The following is a 22,771-nucleotide window of genomic DNA, read 5'->3' as shown; positions in this document are numbered from 1 at the left end:
GCCGCCGGGCGGACCCCGCGGCCCGCTACTCCGCGTGCAGCCAGACCGTGGTGTCGGCGGGCAGCGCCGGCTCGTGCAGCTCCTCCGAGGACAGCACCACGGAGCCGACGGGCAGCTCGACCGGAGCCTCGCCGAGGTTCGCGATCACCGTGACGGCTCCGTTGCGGAACGCCACGACGTCCTCCGGGTAGCCCTCGAGCCATTCGACGGCGCCGGAGCCCAGGTCCTCGGCGCGGCGCACCGCGAGCAGGGACCGGTACAGCTCGAGCGTCGAGCCCGCGACACCGCGCTGGCGGTCGCGCGCGAGCGGCGCCCAGTCGCCGGGCTGCGGCAGCCAGGAGTCGCCGGTGCCGCTGAAGCCGTACGCGGGTGCGTCCGCCTCCCACGGGATCGGCACCCGGCAACCGTCACGGCCGTAGCGCTCGCCGCCCGTGCGGAACCAGGTCGGGTCCTGACGCGCCGAGTCCGGCAGGTCGATCGCCTCGGGGAGCCCGAGCTCCTCGCCCTGGTAGACGTAGGCGGAGCCGGGGAGCGCGAGCATGAGGGCGGTCGCGGCACGAGCGCGGCGCAGCCCCAGGACGGGGTCGGGGAGTCCCGGCGTGCGCGGGCCGATGCCGTAGCCCTGCGGGTTGTCGGACGTCAGTGCCAGGCGGCTCGCGTGGCGCACGACGTCGTGGTTCGACAGCACCCAGGTCGACGGGGCGCCGACGGCGGCGAAGGCCTCGACGGAGGAGTCGATGATGTCGCGGAGGGCGGGTGCGCTCCACGGGGTCTCGAGGTAGGCGAAGTTGAAGGCCTGGTGCATCTCGTCGGGGCGGACCCAGCGGGCGAGCTTGGAGAGGGGCTGCACCCACGCCTCGGCGCAGAGCACGCGGTCGTCCGGGTACTCGGCGAGCAGGGAGTGCCAGTCGCGGTAGATCTCGTGGACGCCGTCCTGCGCCCAGTAGGGGGCGGTGGCGGGCTGCTCGCCGTCGGCGGGAGCGACTCCGCCCATCGACCCGCTGTCGGCGGGCGGCGTGTAGTCGGGCAGCCCCTCGGCCTTGATCATCCCGTGCGCGACGTCGACGCGGAAGCCGTCGACGCCGCGGTCGAGCCAGAAGCGGAGGACCTCCCGGAAGCGCTCGCGCACCCACTCGTTCGTCCAGTCGAAGTCGGGCTGCGAGGTGTCGAAGAGGTGCAGGTACCACTGGCCGGCCGAGCCGTCGGGCTCCATGACGCGGGTCCACGCGGGGCCGCCGAAGACAGACTCCCAGTTGTTCGGGGGCAGCTCGCCCGACTCGCCCCGGCCGTCGCGGAACAGGTAGCGCGCCCGCTCGGCGCTGCCCGCGGGAGCGGCGAGCGCCTCCTGGAACCAGCGGTGGGCGCTGGAGGAGTGGTTGGGGACGAGGTCGACGATGATCCGGATGCCCAGGGCGTGAGCGCGGGCGAGCATCGCGTCGAAGTCGGCGAGGGTGCCGAAGAGCGGATCGACGTCGCAGTAGTCGGCGACGTCGTAGCCCGCGTCCTTCTGCGGCGAGGTCATGAAGGGCGAGAGCCAGATCGCGTCGACGCCGAGCTCGGCGAGGCTCTCGAGGCGCGAGGCGATGCCGGGCAGGTCGCCGATGCCGTCGCCGTCCGCGTCCGCGAAGGAGCGCGGGTAGATCTGGTAGATGACGGCGGTGCGCCACCACTCGGCTCCCCGGCGGTGCTCGGCCTCGGAGTCGGGGCCGGGGGAGTTCTCGGGCGCGCCGGAGGTAGCGGAGTCCAGGGTCATGCGGTCGAGTTTATCGGGCGGCTCGTGGGCGCCGGGGGCACGCCCCCCGCCGTCCCGTACAGTCGACGGGTGATCGAAGAGACGCCGGACGAGGCCCGAGCCCGACGCCGACGGGCGCTGCTGTGGGTGGTGCCGCTGCTGGTGCTGCTGGTCGGCGGCCTGGTCGCCGTCACCCTCGCGATCGGCGGATTCGCGCTGCGCAGCATGACCGGCGCCTCCGCCGTGCAGCTCGTCCTCGTCGCCTAGGCGGTCGCGGCCGGGCCGTCCTCGTCCTCGGGCGGGGGCGCGGAGGAGGTGCGCGCCCGCTCCTCGGACGCGTGCACGGTCTCGGGCCCGGTCGCGCGGGCCTGCTCGTCGGCGCGGGTGACCGCCTCCGCGAGCTCGTCGGCGACGAGGTACCCGGGAGAGACGGCCTCGGCCCGGTAGGCCGCCCGGCCGACCATGTGCGCCGAGACGGGCACGGTCAGCAGCTGGAAGCCGATCACCAGCACGATGGTCCCCGCGGCGGCGAAGCCGGGGTTCCGGATGGCGACCGCGAGCATCACGCAGATCAGTCCGAGCACCTGCGGCTTCGTGCCCGCGTGCATCCGGGAGAGCAGATCGTCGAACCGCATCAAGCCGATCGCGGCCAGCAGCGAGAGCAGGGCGCCGACCAGCAGCAGCACAGCGGTGAGCACGTCGAAGAACAGGTCCATGTCAGTCCTCCTCGCGGTTGGCCATGAACTTGGCGACGCTGATCGATCCGAAGACGGCGAACAGCGCGAGCCCGAGCGCGACGGGCAGGGTCCGCGCGTGGTGGTTGACCGCCATCTCGGCGCCGATCCCGCAGATGATCGTCGCGACGAGCACGTCGGCCGCGACGACCCGATCGAGCACGGACGGACCGCGGAGGATCCGCACGAGCGCGAGCAGGCAGGCGGCGCCGAAGACCGGCACCAGGATCCAGATCAGCCAGTCGATCACCGGACCACCCCCGATCCGGCCTCGATCGGCCGATTCACGCGCTGCACGTCCTCGCGGGAGCCGATGGCCCGGACGATACGCGCTTCCGTCCGGAGGACCGTCCGGCGCACCTCGTCGATCCGCTCGCCCTCGTCGTGGGTCACGCCGAGCACGTGCAGGTAGAGGACGTTCAGCTGCGGGTCCACGTCGATCACCAGGGAGCCGGGGACGAGCGAGACGGCCTCCGTCGTCCAGACGAGCATCCCCTCGGAGCGGCTGCGCAGGTGCACGGCGACGATGGCGTTGTGGACCGGGACGGGCAGGGTCAGGATCTGCCAGGACACCCGCACCGAGGCCACCGCGATGTCGGCCAGCAGGCGCAGGAGGAAGAGGAGCACGAACCACGGGTTGATGCGGTTCGAGAACTCGACCGGCGGCAGGTAGAACACCCGGGTGATCAGCAGGGCGACCAGGAAGCCGGTGACGATCGACAGCACCGAGACGTCGTCCCAGAGCAGCACCCAGATCCCGACGAGGGTCACGAACATCGCGACGCGGTTCCAGATGTCGACGCGGCGGCGGGGGCTCATCGCGGCCCCTCCTCTCCGAAGGACGAGTCGCGGTAGACGGTCGCGATGTAGGTCGCGGGGTCGGCGACCGCGCTCGCCGCTCGCTCGCTCGCGTCGTAGAGGGGACCGGCGCCGACGGTCAGCACGACGCCGACGACGACCATCCCCGCGGTGGCGAGCACCATCATGGGCGGCGAGTGGCGGGTGCGGATGCTGCCCGTGTCGTCGGGGTCCTCCTGCAGCTGGTCGATCAGGGGCGACTCGTAGCCGGGCACCTCCTCCTGGCGGCGCCAGAAGACCATGTTCCAGACGCGCGCGACGGCGTAGAGGGTCAGGAGCGAGGTCACGGCCCCGGCGGCGATGACGGCCCAGATCAGCCACGACGGCTGGTCGACGGCCGACTCCGTGCCGGCGACGAAGAGCCCCACCTTGCCGAGGAAGCCGGTGAACGGCGGGATCCCGCCGAGGTTCATCGCGGGGATGAAGTAGAGCAGCGCCAGCAGCGGCGAGGCCTTGAGCAGCCCGCCGAGGCGCAGGATCGAGGTGGTGCCGCCGACGCGCTCGATCAGGCCGGTCGCGAGGAAGAGCGTCGTCTGCACCGTGATGTGGTGGATGACGTAGAAGATCGTCGCCGCGTAGCCGGCCGGGGTGCCCACGGCGATCCCGAAGACCATGTAGCCGATGTGCGAGACCAGCGTGAAGGACAGCATCCGCTTGATGTCGGCCTGCGCGACCGCGCCGAGGATGCCGACGATCAGCGTCAGCAGCGCCACCACCAGCAGCACCTCGCTCAGCCTCCCGCCGGGGAAGAGCAGGGTCTCGGTGCGGATCAGCGCGTACACGCCGACCTTGGTGAGGAGTCCGGCGAAGACGGCGGTGACCGGCGCCGGAGCCGTGGGGTACGAGTCCGGGAGCCAGAACGACAGGGGGAACACGGCCGCCTTGATCCCGAAGCCGAGCAGCAGCACCACGTGGAGCACCAGCTGCACGTCGGCGGGGAGCTCGGCGATGCGGATCGAGAGCTGCGCCATGTTGACCGTGCCGGTGGCGCCGTAGAGCAGGCCGATGGCCGAGAGGAAGAACACGCTCGAGACCAGGCTGACGACCACGTAGGTCGTGCCGGCGCGGATCCGCGGCGCGGTGCCGCCCAGGGTGATCAGCACGTAGCTCGCGGCCAGCAGGATCTCGAAGCCGACGTAGAGGTTGAAGAGGTCGCCCGCGACGAAGGCGTTGAGGATGCCCGCCGAGAGGATCAGGTAGGTCGGGTGGAAGATCGTGACCGGCGTCTCGCGGTTGCCGTCGACGAGGCCCTGGCCGACCGAGAACAGCAGGACGCCCAGCAGGGTGATCGAGGTGATCACGAGCATCAGCGCGGCGAGCGGATCGACGACCAGCACGATGCCCCACGGCGGCTCCCAGCCGCCCACGTAGACGGCGCTGCCGCCTCCGTCGCCGGTGAGGACCAGCACGAGCATCACCGAGGAGATCACCAGAACGCTCGAGAGCGTCACGATGTTCACGGTGATCTGCGCGCGCCGGTGGCGTCCGAGGATCAGCGCGACGGCCGCTCCCAGGAGGGGGAGGGTGACGACGAGCGGGATCAGGGCGTTCATCGGTCCTCCTTCCTGTCGTCGGTCATGGCGCTCTCCCCGTGCTTGGCGGCGGTGCCCTCGTCGCTGGACTCGAGCAGGACGTCGAGCGCCCGGTCGTCGGCGGTGGTCTGGGCCGAGATGCCCGCCGCGTCCTCGCGGACGGAGGCGTCGGTCTCGTCGTCCTCCACCTGGTCGGCGTTGGCGAGGCGCCAGCGCCGGTAGATCATCGCGAGGAGGAAGGCGGACACCCCGAAGGTGATCACGATCGCGGTGAGGATCAGCGCCTGTGGCAGCGGGTCGGCCATCTCGGCGGCGATCTGCTCGTAGGAGCGCCCGTCGTCGGTGACGAACGGCGCGATGCCCGAGCGGCCGGCCATCAGCAGGATGAGGATGTTGGTCGCGTTCCCGACGAGCAGGAACCCGATCAGGATGCGGGTGAGGCTGCGCTCGAGCATCTGATAGACGCCCGCCGCGTACATCACCGCCATCACGACGACGAGGACGAGGGTGATGCTCATGCGCCGTCCCCCCTGCCCGGTCCGCCGACGACCGTGGAGCCGGTGGGGAGCGAGGTCTCGAGCCCGTCGACCGTGCCCTGGCCGGGGCCGGGGGTGCTGTCCGTCGAGTGCGTGACGCCGTCGCCCGAGGGGGAGCCCTGCTCGGCCTCCTCGCCGTGGCGGTCGACCTCGCCGCCGAGGCTGCGGAGGATGTCGAGGGCGAGGCCGATCACGATCAGGTACACCCCGATGTCGAAGAGGGTGGACGTGCCCAGGTGGAGCTCGCCCAGCACCGGCACCTCGAGGTCGAGCCAGCTCGATTCGAGGACCTCGAGGCCGAAGGCGAGGGAGGAGACGGCGGTGCCGACGGCGAAGAAGAGGCCGAGTCCGAGGACCTTGCCCGCGTCGATCGGCGCGGCCTCGCCGAGCTCGAAGCGGCCGCCGGCGAGGTAGCGCGCGACGAGGGCGAGACCGGCGAGCAGGCCGCCCGCGAAGCCTCCGCCCGGGGTGTTGTGTCCGGTGAAGAGCAGGTAGACCGACACGATCATCGCGGGGTGGAAGAGCAGGCGCACCAGCACCTCGAGCACGATCGAGCGGTTCTCCGGCCGGAGCGTGCGCCCGGCGACGAGCCAGGAGCCGCGGTCGCCGTCGCGCTCAGCGTCGGCGGAGGAGGCGGTCAGGTCCATCGCGCGCTCGCGGCGGTCGTCGGCGCTCTGCGACTCGAGGCGGGGAGCGCCTCCGGCCCGGCTGGAGAGGAAGATCAGGCTCGCGACGCCGGTGGCGACCACGACGAGGACCGAGATCTCGCCCATCGTGTCCCAGGCGCGGATGTCGACGAGCAGGACGTTGACGATGTTGCGGCCCTTGCCCTCCTCGTAGGCGAGGCGGGGCAGCTCGGCCGAGATCGGCGTCGCGGTCCGGGCGCCGAGGGCGATGGTGGCGGCGAGGGCCATGACTGCTCCGACCGCGATGCCGATGACGGCGCGCAGGCGCTTGCGCATCGGCTGGTGCTTCGCGGCGATGCGGGTCGGGAGGCGGCGCAGCACCAGGACGAAGACCACGAGGGTCACCGTCTCGATGAGCGCCTGGGTGAGGGCGAGGTCCGGTGCGCCCTGCAGGGCGAAGAGGGCCACCATCCCGTAGCCGGTGGCGCCGGCCAGCAGCACGGCGGCGACGCGGTTGCGGGCGATCGCGCACAGCACCGCCGCGAGGATCATCACGGCCGCGACCGCGAGCTGGCCCGGGCTGTCCCAGAAGACGAGATCGCCCGGCCAGGTGCGGTTGAGGGCGGCCGCACCGCCGACGCCGAGGACGAAGACCGCGAAGATCACCGTCAGGTAGCGGGGGAGCGAGCCGCGCTGGACGAACTCGGTGACCGTGCTGGCGACACGGTCGAGCCAGCGGACGGTGGCCCAGTAGCCCTCGGCCGAGTCGATCCGGTTGGGCAGCATCGACTGCGCGCGCGCGACGGCGACGCGCTTGGCGAAGAGCAGGAGTCCGACGGCGATCACGAGGGCGCTGAGTGCCAGCGCGGGCTCGAAGCCGTGCCAGAGCGCGAGGTGGTAGCCGCCGTGGTCGGAGGCCTCCGCGGCGGCGGCGAGCTCCGGGTCGGCGTCCGGGGCGGCGTAGGGGAGGGTGTCCGCGTAGACGGCGACGAGCGGGTCGAGCACGGAGGCGGCGATCCCGCCGATCATGCTGGCGGCGGCCAGCAGCACCGGGGCGGCGGTGAAGGTCCACGGCTCGGCGTGCAGGTGCGTGTCCTCGAGCCCCTTCTTCCGGGCGAAGGCGCCCCAGAAGAAGCGCGCGGAGTAGGCCACGGTGAGGATCGAGCCGAGGACGAGGCCGACCAGCGCGACCCAGGCCCAGAACGAGCCCTGCTCGATCGCCGAGATCAGGCTCGTGAACACGGCCTCCTTGGCGACGAAGCCCAGCAGCGGCGGGATGCCCGCCATCGACAGCACGCCGACGAGGGCGGCGCCCGCGAGCACCGGCGCCTGCCGTCCCAGGCCGCTGAGCTTGCGGAGGTCGCGCGTGCCGGCGCGGTGGTCGACGATGCCGACGGTGAGGAAGAGCAGCGCCTTGAAGAGGGCGTGGGCGACGAGCAGGGTCAGTCCGGCCAGCGCGGCGTCGCGCGAGCCGAAGCCGACGGCGACGGTCAGGAAGCCGAGCTGGCTGACGGTGCCGTAGGCCAGCACGAGCTTGAGGTCGTACTGCCGGAGCGAGCGCCAGCCGCCGACGAGCATGGTCCAGACTCCGACGCTCACCACCACGGGCAGCCAGACGGAGTCGTCGGCGAAGCCCGGCGCGAGGCGCGCGACGAGGTAGATGCCCGCCTTCACCATCGCGGCGGCGTGCAGGTAGGCGCTGACCGGCGTGGGAGCGGCCATCGCGGCCGGCAGCCAGAAGTGGAACGGCACCAGGGCGGACTTCGAGAACGCGCCGAGCAGTACGAGCACCAGCGCCGTCGACACGATCGGGCCGGAGGGGGCGGCGGCGACGATCCCGGAGAGGCTGGTGGTACCGGCCTGCACGATCAGGACGATGATCCCGACCAGCATCGCCAGCCCGCCGAGAGTCGTGACCAGGAGCGCCTGGAGCCCGGCACCCCGGCTCTCCTTGCGCCCGCTGTAGTGGCCGATGAGGAGGTAGGAGAGGACGCTCGTCGCCTCCCAGAAGACGAAGAGGATGATCACGTCGTCGGCCGTGACCAGCCCGTACATCACTCCGGCGAACGCGGACAGGAGCGCTGCGAACCGGCCCAGCGAGGGCTCGTCGCGGCTGAAGTACGTCGCGCAGTAGGCGAGGACCAGGGCGCCGACTCCGCTGACCACGAGGGCGAGGACGATCGAGAGCGCGTCCAGGCGGAAGGAGAGGGCGATGTCGAGCGCGGGGATCCACGGCACGGACTCGCGGATCTCGCCGCCGTCGAGGATCGTCGGCAGGGCGGTCGCGGTGGCGACGAAGCTCGCGGCCGGGATCAGCGCCAGCGCGTAGAACGTCTTCGGCCCGAACCGGTCCATCAGCCAGGGGGTCACCACGGCGATCGCGAACGAGATCACGAGGATGAGGAGCATCACATGTTCCTCCCAAGGTGTACCCAGCGCATAAGTCGGTCAAGAATATCGGAGCGCCCTCCCGCGGAACCTGAGTGCGCGGAGGCTTGACGGCCCCGTCGTGATCCGCCAGGGCCCTACCGTGGGGAGCATGGCCCGCTCGCTCCTCCCCGACCAGCTCTGCCGACTCCGCGTCCACGACCTCGCGACGGGGGAGTCGACGACCGTCTTCGAGTCCGACTCCCTCCTCGTGGAGGCGCCGAACTGGACTCCGGACGGCTCCGCCCTGATCGTGAACGGCGACGGCGGCCTCTTCCGACTGCCGCTCCAGGGGACGCCCGTGCTCGAGCCGATCCCGCTCGACGGGGTGCCGGCCGAGCTCAACAACGACCACGTGCTCGCCCCGTCCGACGGGCTCGCCTACGTCTCGGCGCGCGACGGGCACCTGTACGCGGTCGAGCTCGACGGCTCCGCCCCCGCCCGCCGCCTGACCGCCGAGCGCGAGGGCGCGCGCTTCAAGCACTACCTGCACGGCGTCTCGCCCGACGGCGCGACCCTCGCGCTGATCGGCGGCGGTGACGCCTCCGGGCGGTGGCGGACCGATGTCTACACGATGCCGGTCGGAGGAGGCGCGCTCACCGCCCTGACCGACGACGAGCCGGCCGACGACGGCGTCGACGTCTCGGCCGACGGCCGCACCCTCGTCTTCAACTCCGAGCGGGCCGGAGGCGGGGCGCAGCTGTTCCGCATCGGCCTCGACGGCTCCGCGCTCTCCCGCCTGGTCGAGTCGGACACGGTCGACTGGTTCCCGCACGAGTCGCCCGACGGCGCGCACCTGCTCTACCTCGCCTATCCGGAGGGGACGGCCGGGCACCCCGAGAACGTCGACGTCGAGCTGCGGCTGCTCGACCTCCCCGGGCGCTCGACGCTCGAGCCCGGCCGCGTGCTGGAGCGCCTCCACGGCGGGCAGGGGACGATCAACGTCTCCGGCTGGGCGCCGGACTCGACGCGCTTCGCCTACGCCGACTACCCGCGGCGCTGAGAGCCTGAGTCCTTGCCGCGCATGCGCGTGAGGGGGATCGATCACGGCGGGGAGCGGGTCTTGAATCGGGGGATGAGCATCGACAGCGCAGCATCCTCCTCCGTCACCCGCTCGCCGCTCGGCGACTCCGGCATCGACGTCTTCCCGCTCTCGCTCGGCGGCAACGTCTTCGGCTGGACCGCGGGGCGGCAGACCTCCTTCGACGTCCTCGACGGCTACACGGCCGCGGGCGGCGACTTCATCGACACCGCCGACGCGTACTCCGCCTGGGTCCCGGGCAACACGGGCGGCGAGTCCGAGACGATCATCGGCGAGTGGCTCGCGCAGCGCTCGGGGGACCGGGACGACGTGGTGATCGCGACGAAGGCGGGCCGCCACCCGCAGTTCACCGGCCTCGCGCCCGACACCGTGCGCGCGGCCGCCCGCGCCTCCCTCGAGCGGCTCGCGACCGACCGGATCGACCTCTACTACGCCCACTTCGACGACGAGGCCGTGCCGATGGCCGACATCGCCGCCGTGTTCTCCGAGCTCGTGGACCAGGGCCTCGTTCGCGCGATCGGAGTGTCGAACTTCAGCGCCGAGCGCGTCGCGGAGTGGCTGCGCATCGCGGGCGAGGAGGGCCTGCACGCGCCCGTCGCGCTGCAGCCGCACTACAACCTCGTGGAGCGCGGGATCGAGGCCGACCTGCTGCCCCTCGCCCGCGAGGCGGGGCTGGCCGTCGTCCCCTACTCCGCCCTGGCGTCGGGATTCCTGACCGGCAAGTACCGCGACGGATCGACGCCCGAGGGTCCGCGCGCCGACGGCGCCTCCCGCTACCTCGACGGCCGCGGCCGCCGGGTGCTGGCGGCGCTCGATGCGGCGGCGGAGGCGCACGGCGCCGAGGTGGCGACGGTGGCCCTCGCTTGGCTCCGCTCGCAGCCCGGAGTGGTCGCGCCGATCGCCAGCGCCCGCGTGATGGAGCAGCTGCCGGCGCTGATCGCCTCGGCCTCCCTCGAGCTGAGCGCCGAGGAGCTCGCCGCGCTCGACGAGGCGAGCCGGGCGTAGCCGCAGACGGGCGGCCGCGGGGGCGCGTCCCCCGCGGTCATCGACGCTCCGCGGAGGTGCTATCGTCTAACGGTGCCAAATCGCGGGCACGCCCCGAGAGGGGCTGTCAGACCCGCAGGTGCGCCCCCTTAGCTCATTGGTAGAGCACTTCCTTGGTAAGGAAGAGGTAGTGGGTCCGATTCCCACAGGGGGCTCCGTTCCCCGCAGGCCAGACCTGCGAAGAACGCGCGGCGGGGTAGCTCAGGTGGTTAGAGCACACGGCTCATAATCGTGGTGTCGCGGGTTCAAGTCCCGCTCCCGCTACAGCGAGAAGGCCCCGGTTCGCGCGTCGAGCCGGGGCCTTCGGCTTTCCCGGGCGAGGTCCTGCCCGTGGGAGAGGTCTCAGACCGCGCAGCCCGCGAAGAGCACGTCGTCCGAGGAGACCAGGTCCTCCAGGGTCAGCAGGCGGTCGAGGTCGTGGCCGGCGGCCAGGGCGTTGGCGCGCTCCGGTGCGGTCTGGGGGGCGAGGCGCCCCTCCATGACCCCGCCGAGGGCGCGGACGGCGCAGGCGGCGACCACTCCCTCCGGGGTGCCGCCGATGCCGAGGACGAGGTCGACGCGGCCCGCGGGATCGGCCGCCTCGATCGCGACCGACACGTCGCCCTCGCCGCGCAGCTCGAGCGCGACCCCGGCCGCGCGCAGAGCCTTGATGAGCCCGGAGTGACGCGGCTTGTCGAGCACGACGACGACCAGCTCCGCGACGGGCTTCCCGAGCGCCGCCGCCAGCCGTGCGGCGTTCTCGGCGGGAGGGAGGTCGAGCGAGACGGCGCCCCGGCCCGCTCCGGAGCAGACCAGCTTGTCCATGTAGAAGACGTCACGCGGGTCGAACAGCGTGCCTCGCGGGGCCAGCGCGATCACGCTCACCGAGCCGGGGAGCCCCTCCGCCGTGAGCCGGGTCCCGTCGAGCGGATCGACCGCCACGTCGCAGGAGAGAGCGGAGGCGCGGCCGAGGCGCTCGCCGTTCGCGAGCATCGGGGCCTCGTCCTTCTCGCCCTCGCCTATCACGACGACGCCGTCGAACGGAGCGTCGGCCAGCACGGCGCGCATCGCCGCGACCGACGCCTCGTCCGCCGCGACCTTGTCGCCGCGCCCGTACCAGCCGCGCGCCGCCTCGGCCGCCGCGCGCACGGCTGCGGCCACCGCCTCCTGCAGCTCGGCCGGGTAGGCGGGCGACGCGATCAGCCGCAGGCCGCTCATGCGCGCGCGGGCTGAGCGGTCGCGGTGCGGACCAGCCGCTCCAGGGTGCGCAGGCCGTCGGAGGAGAGCACCGACTCCAGGTGCCCCTGCACCGACGCGACGTGCTCGCCGCGCAGGGCGTTGACCACTCCCGTCTCCGGGTCGACCGACACCTCGAGCCCCAGCCGGGGCGTGCGCGCGACGCCGGGGGCGACGGAGGAGAAGGTGTTGTAGAAGCCGATCGCGGCGTCCTCGCCGAACACGTCCACCGCCAGGCGCACGCCCTGGCGGGGCGCGGGCAGCGGCTCGACCGGGAGGCCCGCCAGCAGTGAGAGCATCTGGTGGCTGAGGCAGACGGCGAGCATCGGCCGCTCCGCCTCGAGGCGGGTGGTCATCAGCGAGCGCAGGTGTGCGATCCGCGGCTCGGACTCGTCGCGGGGGTCGCCCGGGCCGGGGCCGAAGACGACGAGGTCGTCGCTCAGCACGTCGGCGACCTCCGACCAGCGCTCGACCCGGGCGTCCATCCCGAGGTGGCGCAGCTGGTGGGCGAGCATCGTCGTGAACTGGTCCTCGTTGTCGACGATCAGAGCGGTGTGCCCGGCGAGGCCGGCGATGTGCTCGGGCGCCTGGGGCCGGAGCCAGAACGAGGCGAGCCGCTCGTTGCGCGCCTCGAGCGCCTCCTGCACGCCCGGCTGCGCGTTCAGGTCGATGGCCGGCGGCACCTCGCGGTGCGGCAGCAGGCCGAGGGCGGAGAGGACGCCCGACGCCTTCGCCCGCGTCTCGGCGACCTCGCCCTCGGGGGTGGAATGGCGCACGAGCGTCGCGCCGGCCGGCACGGTGAGGCGGCCGTCCGCGCGGAGGTAGGCGGTGCGGATGAGGATGGGGGCGTCGACCGTGTAGCCGTGCTCCTCCGGCTCGAAGAGGGCGAGCACGCCGGAGTAGTAGCCGCGCGGCTCCTTCTCGTACTCGGCGATCACGGCGCACGCGTTCTCCATCGGCGAGCCGGTGACCGTGGGCGCGAACATCGTCAGCCGCAGGACCTCGCGCACGTCGAGTCCGGTGCGGCCCTCGAGCAGGTACTCGGTGTGGCTGAGCCGCGACATCTGCTTGAGGAACGGCCCGAGGATGCGGCCGCCGTCCGGGCAGACCGCGCTCATCATCTTCATCTCCTCGTCCACGACCATGAAGAGCTCCTCGCTCTCCTTGACGTCGGCGAGGAACGCGAGCACCTCCTCCCCGGTGGGTCCGGCCGCGGGGTGGCGGAAGGTGCCGCTGATCGGGTTCATCATCGCGACGCCGTCGCGCACCGAGACGTGGCGCTCGGGGGTCGCGCCGACGGCGGTGACCGTCTGCGCGCCGTCGACGCCGGGGGTGTGGATCGCGAAGGTCCAGTACGCGCCGGACTCGTCGGTGAGCAGGCGGCGGAACCAGGCCAGGACCGCCTCGACGGGCGGCGCGTCGGTCTGCGCGACGAAGGCGCGGTTGATGACGAAATTGGCGCCCTCGCCGCGGCCGATCTCGTCCTCGATCACCCGGCGGACGATGTCGGCGTACTCGTCGTCCGGCACGTCGAAGCCGCGCTCCTCGACCGGGATCTCCCGCCCGGGCAGGAGCCGCAGCACCTCCGCCAGGGGGACGCTCTCGCGCTCGCGCACCACGAGGTTGCGCAGCGGGGCTCCGTCGTCCTTCGCCGCGAAGCCGCGCTCGCGCACCTGCCGGTAGGGCACGAGGGTCAGCACGTCGTCGCCGTCGAGCGGGATGTCGGCCAGGCCCTCGACGTCGAGCACGTCGCCCGTGAACACGTCGACGGCGTCGCGGCCCTGGCGGAGGACCACCGCGAACGGCAGCGTCCCGTCGGAGGCGAGGATGCGGGAGAGGAGCGAGGTCATCGTGGTCCTTGAATCGGGTCGTGCCCCACCCGGGCCCTGACATGCAGAACGACCGCCCGGAGGAGGCGGTCGCGTGCGAGGGGTCTGCGCGTCGGTCCGCCTAGGAGGCGGGCCACCAGGGGCTTCGGATCGACGTGCGCACGCGGCGAGTCTAGGGGAGAGCCGGGCGGCGGCCAAGCGGTGTCAGGCGGCCGGCCGCTCGGTCGGCTCGCCCCGCAGGGTCCGGAGCAGGAGGGTCGCGCCGGCCGTCGCGGCGGGGGTGGCGACGACCGCGCCCCCGGGGACGAGGAACGCCAGGTAGACGGCGATGCCGAAGCCGAGCGAGACCGCGCGGTGCTCGCCGAGGAGGCGGCGGCGGTCGCGGAGGGAGAGCCCCCGGGCGTCGCCCGCGAACCCGGTCAGCTCGAGCGCGAGGGCCCTCCCGCCGACCAGGGCGCCGGCGACGAGGCCGACGATCGAGCCGACCAGCGGCACCAGGCCCAGCAGCACCAGGACCACGCCGATCCCGAGGGAGGTGGCGACCAGCACGGCGGAGTCGCGGAGGCCGCGGCCGACCCCCTGCCAGAAGGTGCTCTCGCGCTCGTCGGGCACGCCGCCGAGGTCGTCCTCGACCCGCCGCCAGATCCGCTCGTAGAAGGGGTCGCCGACCAGCAGGGTCACCGCGGCGAAGAGGACCACGCCGAGGGCGAGCGCGGCGCCGACCACCGCGATCGAGAGCACCAGGCGGACGGTGGCGGCCGTGCCCTCGTCCCAGCCGCCTGCGAACGGGGTGAGCGCGGTCACCGCGTCCTGCACCCGCGTGAGCACCAGGACCAGCACGCCGACGAAGACCAGACCGACGATCAGGGGCGGGATCGCGCCGAGGAGCATCGCCCGCGGCGAGCGGACCCAGGTGCGGAAGCCGCGGAGGAAGAGCCGGGCACCGAGGCCGAGATCGCGGAGGACGCTCATCCCCCGATCCTCGCAGGTGGGTCCGGGTCGGGGGTCCGGCAGAACGCCCGACTGCACGGGACGTGGAACCTCAGACCCGCTCGAACGGAGCGAGCAGCCCCGCCATCGCCTTCGTCCGCGGCGCGGCGTACTCGTCGCGCCGCGAGGTGCTGACGCCCATCGCGACGAGCCCCTCCACCAGGCGCACCGCCGAGGCGACGCCGTCGATCACGGGCACGCCCAGCTCCCGTGAGAGGTCGCGGCACAGGTCGGCCATGCCCGCGCAGCCCAGCACGATCGAGTCGGACCCGTCGACGGCCAGCGCTTCGGCGCACTCCGCCAGGATCGCGCGGCGGGCGTCGGAGCGGGGGTCGTCGAGTTCGAGCACGGGGATGTCGCAGGCGCGCACCTGACGGCAGGCGTCGCTGAACCCGGCGCGGCGGGCGATGTCCCAGGCGCGGCCGCTCGTGCGCGAGAGCGTGGTGACCACGCTGAAGCCCCGGCCGACGAGCGCGGCCATGTGCATGGCGGCCTCGGCGATCCCCACGACCGGGCCGCTCGCGATCTCGCGCGCGGCGTCGACGCCCGGGTCGCCGAAGCACGCGATGACCGCGCCGTCGCAGCCGGCCGCCTCCGCCCGGGCGATCTCGTGCAGGACGCCGGGCACGGCGAGCGCCTCGTCGTAGTGGCTCTCGATCGACGCCGGACCCATCGGCGGGGTGACGGCCGTGATCTCGGTGCCGAGCGAGGCGACGGAGCGGGCGGCCCGGCCGATCGCCGCGGTCATCGCAGTGCTGGTGTTCGGGTTGACGACGGTGATGCGCATGGTGGTTCCTCGGTTCGGGTGCCGGGAGGGGGAGGGACCCGCCCGGCCGCCGGTCCGCGGGATGCGGAGCGGCCGGAGCGGATCCCTCCTCCGTGCCGGCCGGATCAGACGGTCGAGCCGTCGCTGACGTGCTCGAGGTCCTCGTCGAGGCGCCCGATCCGCGGCGCGCGCCGCTCGAGCACGGCCATCGCGACGAATCCGAGCCCGCAGCCGAGGAACCAGCTGTAGTCGCCGAGCCAGGTGAACTCCGCGCCTCCCGCCTCCGCGATCCAGCGCGGCACGAGCACCGAGGCGACGGAGGGGACTCCGCCGATCACGGTCGCCCAGACGGCGTTGGGGTTGAAGCCGCGCGAGAACCAGTAGCGGCCCTTCTCGCTCATCGTGTAGAGGTCGTCCACCCAGACGCGCTGGCGGCTGATCAGGTAGTAGCCCGCGATGAGGACGCCGAACAGCGGTCCGATCAGCGCGCCGAGGATGCCGAGCGTGTAGTGGATGGCGGTGTCGTTCGAGTACCAGTTCCACGGGGTGAGCAGCACCGAGCCGACGGCGGCGATCATGCCGCCCATCCGCCAGCTGATCTTCTTCGGGTTGACGTTCGAGAAGTCGAACGCGGGGGAGATGAAGTTGGCGACGATGTTGATGCCGATCGTCGCGATGACGAAGGTGAGCCCGCCGAGGAGCACGGCGAACCAGGTGTCGATCCGCTCGACGGTCTCGATCGGGTCGGTGATCAGCTCGCCGAAGACCGGCACGGTCGCCGAGGCGGTGATCACGGTGAGGAGGGAGAAGAAGAGGAAGTTGATCGGGAGGCCGAGCAGGTTGCCGCGCTTCACGGCGCCGTAGCTGCGGGCGTACCGGGAGAAGTCGCCGAAGTTGAGCATCGGGCCCGAGAAGTAGGAGACGACCAGGGCGACGGCCGAGATCATCACCGGCACCGCGGCGGCGAGGTCGAGCGGCTCGCCGGAGCCGAGGGTGAGCGAGATGTTCTCCCAGCCCGCCTGCGACACCAGGTAGACGGCCAGCACGAGCATCACCACGTAGACCGCCGGTCCCGCCCAGTCGATGAAGCGGCGGATCGACTCCATGCCCCGCCAGAACAGCGCGGCCTGCGCGACCCAGAGGATCGCGTAGGAGAGGTAGCCCAGGGCCGAGAGGCCGAGGAACGACGCCTCGGGCGTGTTCAGGGCGGCCATGCCCGGGAAGAACTTGAGGAAGACGATGTTCAGCGACTGCGCCGCCAGGTAGGTCTGCACGCCGTACCAGGCGATCGCGATCAGTCCGCGGATGATCGCCGGGATGTTCGCGCCGCGGATGCCGAAGATCGCCCGGTTGATGACGGGGTAGGGCACGCCGGTGACCTGGCTGGGCTTGGCGACGAGGTTGCAGAAGACCTGCACGATCACGATGCCCACCACCAGGGCGACGAGCACCTGCCAGCCGGCCAGGCCCAGCGCGAAGAGCGAGCCCGCGGTCACGTACCCGCCGACGCTGTGCACGTCCGACATCCAGAACGCGAAGATGTTGTAGCTCGACCAGCGCTGCTTCCGGAGCGGGGCGAGGTCCTCGTTGGAGAGGCGGTCGTCGTAGCCGGCGCTCGCCGCGGCGGCGGGATCCGGATCGACGGGAGGAGCGGTGACTCGGGGTGCGGTGACGCGGTCGGACATGGGTGGATCCACCTCTCGGGCGGTCGTGCGCAGAGCGGCACGGAGCGGATGTGTCAGGGTGGTCGGGACGTCCGGCCGAGGAGGCGGGGCGTCGCGGAGAGCGTTCCGAGTGAAGTGATCACTTCACGCGGGCCACGCTACGAGTCGGGAGGCCGCCGCTCGTTTCGGCTCCGTTACGGCTGTGTGACGATCCGCGAGAGGGGACGGGCCATGCCCTCCGACGACACCGCGCCCGACGAGGCGGCCGCCCGGGCGATCGCGGACGGGGCCGGACTCGGCGCCCGGCTGCGGGAGCTGCGGCTCTCGGCGGGCCTGTCGCTGAAGGCACTCGCCGGACGACTCGGCATCTCCGTGAGCGCCGTCTCGCAGATCGAGCGCGGAGCCATGCAGCCCTCGGTCGGCCGGCTGATCGCCCTCGTGGACGCGCTGGGGGTCCCGCTGTCCGCCGTGTTCGACCAGGGCGCGTCGGCGCCGGTCGAGACCGCGGTCGTCCGGGCGCGCGAGTCGGCGCCCGTGGCGCTCGAGGGCGGAGTGCTGTTCCGCCGTCTGGCGCCGCGTCCGCTGGACGCCGTCGACTTCTTCGAGTCGACCTACCCGCCGGGCTCGACCTCGACGGCGCACCGGCAGCTGCTCCGCCACGACGGGTTCGAGATGGGGACGGTGACGCTCGGAGAGCTGACGGTCGAGTTCGAGGACGAGTCGGTCGTCCTCGGGCCGGGCGACGCCATCACGTTCCCGTGCGAGCGGCCGCACCGCATGGTCAACACGGGCTCGACCACGGCGATCGCGACCTGGCTGATCGTCCACCGCTGACACCGCGCCGGTGCTTCGTGCCGGACCCCTGGCGGCACCACCTGCGTATGGGATCCTGGTCCTCGCTCCTCCACAACGGGCGGACGACCGTCTCCTGTCCACACCCCGGTCGGGATCGGGGCGCGGCGGGCCCTCGGTGTCGGTACCGCCTGGTGGGCTGGTCTCCTCGACCGAGGGGTGCGGAACGTGGAGGAGCGGATGGACGGCAGGAACGACGAGGGGTGCCCGCGCTGGTGTACGGGTGAGCACGACGAGCTGGTCGCAGTGGCGGAGCGGCTGCACCGCTCCGCGGCGAGCTCGCTCCCGGTGGTGCTCTGGGCGCGTGGAGACGGGGCCGCGGGCGCGACGGTGCACGTCTCCCTGTGCCGCCCGGGGGAGTCGGGGGAGGACAGGCTCCGCCTGGAGGCCGACGGGCTCGGCGAGGTCGACCTCGATCTCAGCTCGGGGTCGCGGCTGGCCGGCGCGGTGCTCCGGCTACTCGGCGCCTCGTGAGGTGCGCGGCGGGTCGGGCGGTAGGAGGTCCGTCAGCTCGATCTCGAGCGCCTCGCAGAGCGCGAGGAGGGTGTGCAGCGTGGGGTTCGCGGGCGAGCCGGGCTTCGACTCGCCCTTCTCGAACTTCTGGTAGGTGTAGCCCGCGAGCCCGGCCGCGTGGGCGATCCGCTCCTGGCTGGCGCCCTTGGCGATGCGGGCCCGGTGCATGTTGGTGCCGAGCTCGCGGGCGTAGGTCGCCCAGTCGCGCTCGGGAGTGGGTGTCGACATGCCCGCCAGCTTCGGAGAAGTTCGGCCGCGGGTCAGCCATACACGGATGGGAAATTCCCGGTGGTCATACCCGGGTGACCACCGGCGGCGCCTCCGGAGCCCCGAGGGCCCTGCGACGGCAGCGCCTAGTATGGCCGGGTGCCAGTGAACACCGAACTCGTCGGGCGCGTCTTCGCGCCCACGGAGCCCTATCAGGTGGGGCGCGAGAAGGTGCGCGAGTTCGCCCGCGCCGTCTCCGCGACCTCCCCCCTGCACCACGACGTCGAGGCCGCCCGCGCCGCCGGGCACCCCGACCTCGTCGCTCCGCCCACCTTCGCCGTCGTCGTGCAGGAGTTCACGCTCCAGCAGCTGCTCGCCGAGCCCGACGGCGGGATCGACTTCAGCCGCGTCGTGCACGGAGACCAGCGCTTCGTGCTGTCCCGTCCGGTCGTCGCCGGCGACGAGCTGACCGCGACCCTCTCGGTCGCCGCCATCAAGAAGCTCGGCGCCCACTCGATGGTCACCACCGAGTCCCGCATGGTCGACGCGAGCGGCGAGCACGTCGTCACCGCGATCTCGACCCTCGTGGTCAGGGGAGACGAATGAGCACCGCACTGCCCGCTCTCGCCGAGCTGAGCGTCGGCCAGGTCGTCGCCGAGAGCCGCTTCCCGATCGACCGCGGCACCCTGGTGCGCTACGCGGGCGCCTCGGGCGACTTCAACCCCATCCACTACCGCGACGACGTCGCCGCCGAGGTCGGCCTGCCCGGCGTGCTCGCGCACGGCATGCTCACGATGGGCACCGCGGTGCAGGTCGTCGTCGACTGGGTCGGCGACCCCGGACGCGTGGTCGACTACCAGGTGCGCTTCACCCGCCCCGTCGTGGTGGACCCGCGCGACGGCGCCGCCATCGACGTGGTCGCCAGGATCGGTGCTGTGAACGCCGAGGAGGGCTGGGTCCGCGTCGACCTCGCCGTCTCGGTCGAGGGCCAGTCCGTCCTCGGCAAGGCCCAGGCACGGGTCCGACTCGCGTGACCTCCGCGCCGCTGCTCTCCGCCCTGACCACCCTCCGCGTCGGCGGACCCGCCGAGCGCCTCGTCGAGCCCGCCACCGAGGCGGAGCTGGTCGAGACGCTCGTCGGCCTGTGGTCGGACGACGAGCCGTGGCTGCTGCTCGGCGGCGGCTCCAACCTCCTCGTGGGCGACGACGGGGTCGAGGGCACGGTCGTGCGCGTGCGCACCACCGGCGTCGAGCGGCTCCCCTCCGACGAGCCGGGGCGCGTGCTCCTGCGGGTCCAGGCGGGCGAGTCGTGGGACGGCCTCGTCGCGACGACCGTGGAGCGCGGCTGGGCGGGCCTCGAGGCCCTCAGCGGCATCCCCGGCACGGTCGGTGCGTCGCCCGTGCAGAACATCGGCGCCTACGGCCAGGAGCTCTCGGACACGCTGGTCGCGGTCGACTTCCTCGACGAGGGCGCCCGCGAGCCCGTCCGGCTGACGGCGGAGGAGCTGCAGTTCGCCTACCGCACCTCCGTGATCAAGCAGGGCCGCCGGGGCGCGGTGCTGGCCGTCGAGTTCGCGCTCGAGGAGGTCGGCGCCGAGGGCGACGGCACTCCCGTCGCCTACGGTCAGCTGGCGTCGGCGCTCGGAGTCGCGCTCGGCGACCGCGTGCCGCTCGCGCGGGTGCGCGAGACCGTGCTGGCGCTGCGTGCGGGCAAGGGCATGGTCCTCGATCCGGAGGACCCGGACACCGCGAGCGCCGGCTCCTTCTTCACCAACCCCCTCGTCACGAGCGCGTTCGCCGACTCCCTGCCGCCCGAGGCGCCGCGCTGGCCGGTCGAGCCGACGGCGGAGGCGCCCGTCATCACTCCGCTCGCCGCGGTCGAGGCCGGAGCGCCCGTCGGGCTGCCCGTGCCTCCCCGCGCCGACGGCCTGGTGAAGCTCAGCGCCGCGTGGCTGATCGAGCACGCCGGCGTCTCGCGCGGTTTCGCCCTGCCCGGCTCGCGGGCCGCCGTGTCGAGCAAGCACACCCTCGCCCTGACCAACCGCGGAGGAGCGACGGCCGAGCAGGTCGCCGAGCTCGCCCGGTACGTCCAGGGCCGCGTCCTGGCGGAGTTCGGCGTGCTGCTGCACCCCGAGCCCGTCGTGGTCGGCACCGCGGTCTGAGTCCGCGCGGTCTGCGCGCGCAGGCCCCGCGCTCGCGGGGACGCGCGCCCTCCGGCCGCGGCCTCCTCCGGCTCAGCTGTCGCGGCGGATCCAGCGGAAGCCGAAGCGGCAGGCGACGAGCCCCACGACGAGCCAGATACCGAGCACCAGCGCGACGCCGCCGAGGTCCCACGACCCGTTCACCTCCGCCTCCTCGAACCCGCTCGGCAGGAACACGGCGCGCATGCCCTGCGCGATCCACTTGAGCGGGAAGACGCTCGCCGTGTTCTGCAGCCAGTCCGGCAGCGTCGTGAACGACAGGTACGACCCCGAGATGAACTGCAGCACGAGCAGCGGCGGCACGATCACGGCGGTCGCGCTCTTGCCCGAGCGGGGCAGCGCGGAGACGGCGATGCCGAGGATGGCCGACGTCGCGACTCCTGCCAGGTAGACCCAGGCGAAGGTCGCCCAGCGCCCGCTGTCGGTGGGCAGCTCGACCGAGAACACCGTCGCCGCGACGAGGAGCAGCAGGGCCGTCTGCGCGAGGCTCGTCACGAGCACCTGGCCGAACTTGCCGATGAAGTAACTGAAGACCGGCAGCGGTGCCCCCGCGAGGCGCTTGAGCGTGCCGTCGCCGCGCTCGACCGCGATGTCGACGCCCAGGTTCTGGACGCCCGAGAGCAGGATCCCGGCCGCGGCGAGGCCCGGCACGTAGTACTCGGCCATCGGGATGCCCGGGTCCTGCGGGTTCGCCTGCATCACCGCGGTGTCGCCGAACGCGACCGAGAAGATCGTCAGGAGCAGCACCGGGAAGAGGAAGGTGAAGAACACCTGGTCCGGAGCGCGGAAGTACGAGCGGATCTCGTAGCGGGCGCGGGCGAGTCCGAGGCGGACGGTGCGTCCCGGGCCAGTGGAGAGGGTGCGGGGGCGGGTGGCGACGGCGGTCACGCGGGCTCTCCGATCAGGTCGACCGCGTCGCGGTCCTCGCGGATGAGGTCGAGGTAGATGTCCTCGAGGCTGGGGCGGACGACCTCGAGCGCCGTCGGCTCCCCGATCCGGGCGTGCAGCTCGGCGACGGTCCGGGCGGGCTCGGTGGTGCGCAGCCGGTGCAGCACGCCGTCCTCGCGCCACTGCACGATCGGGACGCGCGCCTCGTCCCCTCCGATCGCGCTCATCGGGCCGATGGCCAGGAGCCGCCCGCCGGAGATCACGGCGGCGCGGTCGCCGAGGCGGGCGGCCTCGTCGAGGTAGTGGGTGGTGAGCAGGATGGTCGTGCCCTCGCTCTTGAGCAGAGCGATCAGGTCCCAGAAGGAGTGGCGGGCCTCGGGGTCGAATCCCGTGGTGGGCTCGTCGAGGAACACCAGCTCGGGACGGCCGATGATGCCGAGGGCGACGTCGACACGGCGGCGCTGGCCGCCGGAGAGGCGCCCGATGCGCGAGCGGGCCTTGGACGTCAGCCCGACGGCCTCGATGGTCTCGTCGACGTCGCGCGGTCGCGGATAGAGGCTGGCGAAGTGCGCGATCTGCTCGCGGACCGTCGCGTTGCCGGACTCGCCGCTGGACTGCAGGACGATCCCCAGACGCGCCTTCCACGCCAGGTCGCCGTGGCGCGGGTCGACCCCGAGCACCGACACCTCGCCGCCGGAGCGGTCGCGGTAGCCCTCGAGGATCTCGATGGTCGTCGACTTCCCGGCGCCGTTCGGGCCGAGGAGCGCGAAGGTCTCGGCCCGGTGGATGTCGAAGGAGACTCCCGCGACCGCCGGAGCGCCCCCGTAGTCCTTCCGCAGGTCGCGGACTCGGACGGCGTGGTCTTCGCTCATCGTCACAGCGTGCCCTGTCGCACCCCTCCGGCGACAGTGATCCCCGATTTCCGCCTCCCTCTTGCCCTCCCCGCCCCGAGATGCCAGGCACCCCTCACCTGTCGGACAGGCGCGTCGCAGTACCCGCCGGTCACCGTGAGGCACGGTCGAGCGGCGACCGGCGATCCGCGTGTCGGCGGATCGTCGTCCGCGCTGCGCATCCCGCTTTCTGCGACGCACCTCGTCGTCGAGCCGGCCGCGGCCT

The 22,771-nt window shown here is 72.8% G+C and carries 23 protein-coding genes and 2 tRNA genes; 10 read left to right on the top strand and 15 right to left on the bottom strand.

What is annotated here, in order from left to right:
• Nucleotides 1-25: 25 nt before the first annotated feature.
• Nucleotides 26-1,753: a glycoside hydrolase family 13 protein gene (locus C5C54_RS01985; RefSeq protein WP_104287688.1), complete on the bottom strand. Its 1,728-nt coding sequence runs from the start codon at nt 1,751-1,753 to the stop codon at nt 26-28.
• Between the two features lie 69 nt (nt 1,754-1,822).
• Between C5C54_RS01985 and C5C54_RS17815 the strand changes: the two genes are divergently transcribed.
• The gene (locus tag C5C54_RS17815) at nt 1,823-1,999 is read left to right on the top strand and encodes a hypothetical protein (protein ID WP_181067860.1); all 177 of its coding nucleotides are present in this window, start codon (nt 1,823-1,825) and stop codon (nt 1,997-1,999) included.
• Here C5C54_RS17815 and mnhG read toward each other — a convergent pair.
• Genes mnhG through C5C54_RS01955 form a run of 6 tightly spaced genes read right to left on the bottom strand, consistent with a single transcriptional unit; the run spans nt 1,996 to nt 8,427 of the window.
• Nucleotides 1,996-2,448 carry a monovalent cation/H(+) antiporter subunit G gene (gene mnhG, locus C5C54_RS01980; protein ID WP_219812138.1) on the bottom strand — a complete coding sequence of 151 codons (453 nt, stop codon included), beginning with the start codon at nt 2,446-2,448 and terminating at the stop codon, nt 1,996-1,998. The genes C5C54_RS17815 and mnhG overlap by 4 nt on opposite strands.
• Nucleotide 2,449: 1 nt before the next feature.
• Nucleotides 2,450-2,716, bottom strand: a complete 267-nt coding sequence (locus C5C54_RS01975) for a monovalent cation/H+ antiporter complex subunit F (protein ID WP_308470711.1) — start codon at nt 2,714-2,716, stop codon at nt 2,450-2,452.
• Nucleotides 2,713-3,285, bottom strand: coding sequence for a Na+/H+ antiporter subunit E (locus C5C54_RS01970; RefSeq protein WP_104234245.1), 573 nt, complete (start codon nt 3,283-3,285; stop codon nt 2,713-2,715). Before C5C54_RS01970 ends, C5C54_RS01975 begins: the two co-directional genes overlap by 4 nt.
• The gene (locus tag C5C54_RS01965; protein ID WP_104262962.1) at nt 3,282-4,877 is read right to left on the bottom strand and encodes a Na+/H+ antiporter subunit D; all 1,596 of its coding nucleotides are present in this window, start codon (nt 4,875-4,877) and stop codon (nt 3,282-3,284) included. Before C5C54_RS01965 ends, C5C54_RS01970 begins: the two co-directional genes overlap by 4 nt.
• Nucleotides 4,874-5,374, bottom strand: a complete 501-nt coding sequence (locus C5C54_RS01960) for a Na(+)/H(+) antiporter subunit C (RefSeq protein ID WP_104223614.1) — start codon at nt 5,372-5,374, stop codon at nt 4,874-4,876. The genes C5C54_RS01965 and C5C54_RS01960 overlap by 4 nt, the downstream gene beginning before the upstream one ends.
• Nucleotides 5,371-8,427, bottom strand: a complete 3,057-nt coding sequence (locus C5C54_RS01955) for a Na+/H+ antiporter subunit A (RefSeq protein WP_104262963.1) — start codon at nt 8,425-8,427, stop codon at nt 5,371-5,373. The genes C5C54_RS01960 and C5C54_RS01955 overlap by 4 nt, the downstream gene beginning before the upstream one ends.
• Nucleotides 8,428-8,557: 130 nt before the next feature.
• Here C5C54_RS01955 and C5C54_RS01950 point away from each other — a divergent pair, with 130 nt between their 5' ends.
• From C5C54_RS01950 to C5C54_RS01935, 4 genes are all read left to right on the top strand, one after another.
• Nucleotides 8,558-9,448 carry a PD40 domain-containing protein gene (locus tag C5C54_RS01950; RefSeq protein WP_104287687.1) on the top strand — a complete coding sequence of 297 codons (891 nt, stop codon included), beginning with the start codon at nt 8,558-8,560 and terminating at the stop codon, nt 9,446-9,448.
• A 72-nt stretch (nt 9,449-9,520) separates the two neighbouring features.
• Nucleotides 9,521-10,492, top strand: coding sequence for an aldo/keto reductase (locus C5C54_RS01945; protein ID WP_104260450.1), 972 nt, complete (start codon nt 9,521-9,523; stop codon nt 10,490-10,492).
• Between the two features lie 122 nt (nt 10,493-10,614).
• Nucleotides 10,615-10,686 (top strand) — tRNA-Thr (locus tag C5C54_RS01940).
• Nucleotides 10,687-10,721: 35 nt separating this feature from the next.
• A tRNA-Met gene (locus C5C54_RS01935) sits at nt 10,722-10,795 on the top strand.
• A gap of 78 nt (nt 10,796-10,873) precedes the next feature.
• On the opposite strand, the gene C5C54_RS01930 is transcribed toward C5C54_RS01935, so the two are convergent.
• The 5 genes from C5C54_RS01930 to C5C54_RS01910 all read right to left on the bottom strand — a co-directional run bounded on the left by C5C54_RS01930 (nt 10,874) and on the right by C5C54_RS01910 (nt 17,016).
• Nucleotides 10,874-11,728 (bottom strand): fructose-bisphosphatase class II family protein, encoded by an 855-nt coding sequence (locus tag C5C54_RS01930; protein ID WP_104287686.1) that lies wholly within the window; start codon nt 11,726-11,728, stop codon nt 10,874-10,876.
• Nucleotides 11,725-13,596: an anthranilate synthase family protein gene (locus C5C54_RS01925; protein WP_104262966.1), complete on the bottom strand. Its 1,872-nt coding sequence runs from the start codon at nt 13,594-13,596 to the stop codon at nt 11,725-11,727. Before C5C54_RS01925 ends, C5C54_RS01930 begins: the two co-directional genes overlap by 4 nt.
• A gap of 183 nt (nt 13,597-13,779) precedes the next feature.
• Nucleotides 13,780-14,547, bottom strand: a complete 768-nt coding sequence (locus C5C54_RS01920) for an EI24 domain-containing protein (RefSeq protein WP_104260448.1) — start codon at nt 14,545-14,547, stop codon at nt 13,780-13,782.
• 70 nt (nt 14,548-14,617) lie between these two features.
• Nucleotides 14,618-15,352: an aspartate/glutamate racemase family protein gene (locus C5C54_RS01915; RefSeq protein WP_104262967.1), complete on the bottom strand. Its 735-nt coding sequence runs from the start codon at nt 15,350-15,352 to the stop codon at nt 14,618-14,620.
• 104 nt (nt 15,353-15,456) lie between these two features.
• Entirely contained in the window at nt 15,457-17,016 is a 1,560-nt protein-coding gene (locus C5C54_RS01910; protein ID WP_104227042.1) for an NCS1 family nucleobase:cation symporter-1, read from the bottom strand.
• Nucleotides 17,017-17,226: 210 nt separating this feature from the next.
• On the opposite strand from C5C54_RS01910, the gene C5C54_RS01905 reads away from it, so the two are divergent.
• On the top strand, nt 17,227-17,829 hold the full coding sequence (locus tag C5C54_RS01905) for a helix-turn-helix domain-containing protein (RefSeq protein WP_104227043.1): 603 nt from the start codon (nt 17,227-17,229) through the stop codon (nt 17,827-17,829).
• 198 nt (nt 17,830-18,027) lie between these two features.
• Entirely contained in the window at nt 18,028-18,321 is a 294-nt protein-coding gene (locus C5C54_RS01900; protein WP_104262968.1) for a DUF6907 domain-containing protein, read from the top strand.
• Here C5C54_RS01900 and C5C54_RS01895 read toward each other — a convergent pair.
• Nucleotides 18,304-18,588, bottom strand: a complete 285-nt coding sequence (locus C5C54_RS01895; protein WP_104223625.1) for a helix-turn-helix domain-containing protein — start codon at nt 18,586-18,588, stop codon at nt 18,304-18,306. The genes C5C54_RS01900 and C5C54_RS01895 overlap by 18 nt on opposite strands.
• A 138-nt stretch (nt 18,589-18,726) precedes the next feature.
• Between C5C54_RS01895 and C5C54_RS01890 the strand changes: the two genes are divergently transcribed.
• From C5C54_RS01890 to C5C54_RS01880, 3 genes are read left to right on the top strand one after another with little or no spacing between them, the layout of a single operon-like run.
• Nucleotides 18,727-19,173, top strand: a complete 447-nt coding sequence (locus C5C54_RS01890; protein ID WP_104287685.1) for a MaoC family dehydratase N-terminal domain-containing protein — start codon at nt 18,727-18,729, stop codon at nt 19,171-19,173.
• Entirely contained in the window at nt 19,170-19,601 is a 432-nt protein-coding gene (locus C5C54_RS01885; RefSeq protein ID WP_104238284.1) for a MaoC/PaaZ C-terminal domain-containing protein, read from the top strand. Before C5C54_RS01890 ends, C5C54_RS01885 begins: the two co-directional genes overlap by 4 nt.
• Nucleotides 19,598-20,728, top strand: a complete 1,131-nt coding sequence (locus C5C54_RS01880) for a UDP-N-acetylmuramate dehydrogenase (RefSeq protein WP_104223628.1) — start codon at nt 19,598-19,600, stop codon at nt 20,726-20,728. The genes C5C54_RS01885 and C5C54_RS01880 overlap by 4 nt, the downstream gene beginning before the upstream one ends.
• Nucleotides 20,729-20,800: 72 nt before the next feature.
• Here C5C54_RS01880 and C5C54_RS01875 read toward each other — a convergent pair whose 3' ends face one another.
• On the bottom strand, nt 20,801-21,655 hold the full coding sequence (locus C5C54_RS01875; RefSeq protein WP_104223629.1) for an ABC transporter permease: 855 nt from the start codon (nt 21,653-21,655) through the stop codon (nt 20,801-20,803).
• Nucleotides 21,652-22,527 carry an ABC transporter ATP-binding protein gene (locus C5C54_RS01870; protein WP_104287775.1) on the bottom strand — a complete coding sequence of 292 codons (876 nt, stop codon included), beginning with the start codon at nt 22,525-22,527 and terminating at the stop codon, nt 21,652-21,654. Before C5C54_RS01870 ends, C5C54_RS01875 begins: the two co-directional genes overlap by 4 nt.
• Between the last annotated feature and the right edge of the window lie 244 nt (nt 22,528-22,771).

Source organism: Rathayibacter sp. AY1F2 (genome assembly GCF_002930885.1).
Classification (GTDB): Bacteria; Actinomycetota; Actinomycetes; order Actinomycetales; family Microbacteriaceae; genus Rathayibacter.
The sequence above is the reverse complement of the archived record's forward strand: the minus strand, read 5'-3'. Positions and strand labels throughout refer to the sequence as shown.